Genomic DNA, 265 nt, shown 5'->3' with positions numbered 1-265 from the left:
CGAAGATGCCCTCGATGCCGCGGCGCAGGGTCGCGACCTTCGCGTCCTCGGTCAGCACCATGCCGACGCCGAACATCACCGCGAAGAACATCAGCGACAGGATCGCGCCGTTGCTCGACGCGGCGGCGATGACGTTGCTGGGCACGATCGACATCAGCATGTCCATGCCCTGCGGCTGGTGCGAGGCGCCGGCAACGATCTCGCGGCTGCGTTCGGCATTGGCCTGCAGCAGCTGCGCGGCCAGCTGCGGATCAACGCCCGCACC

Annotated in this window: 1 protein-coding gene; it reads right to left on the bottom strand. The window is 68.3% G+C overall.

The window, feature by feature from the left end; translation table 11 throughout:
* Positions 1-265 (bottom strand): cation:dicarboxylate symporter family transporter (locus R0J87_RS21210; protein ID WP_498888757.1); only part of this gene is annotated, 265 nt, incomplete at both ends.

The organism is Halomonas sp. SIMBA_159 (assembly GCF_046536035.1).
Taxonomy (GTDB): domain Bacteria; phylum Pseudomonadota; class Gammaproteobacteria; order Pseudomonadales; family Halomonadaceae; genus Vreelandella; species Vreelandella venusta_A.
Note: the sequence above shows the minus strand (reverse complement) of the source record. Positions and strands in the feature narration are given on the sequence as shown.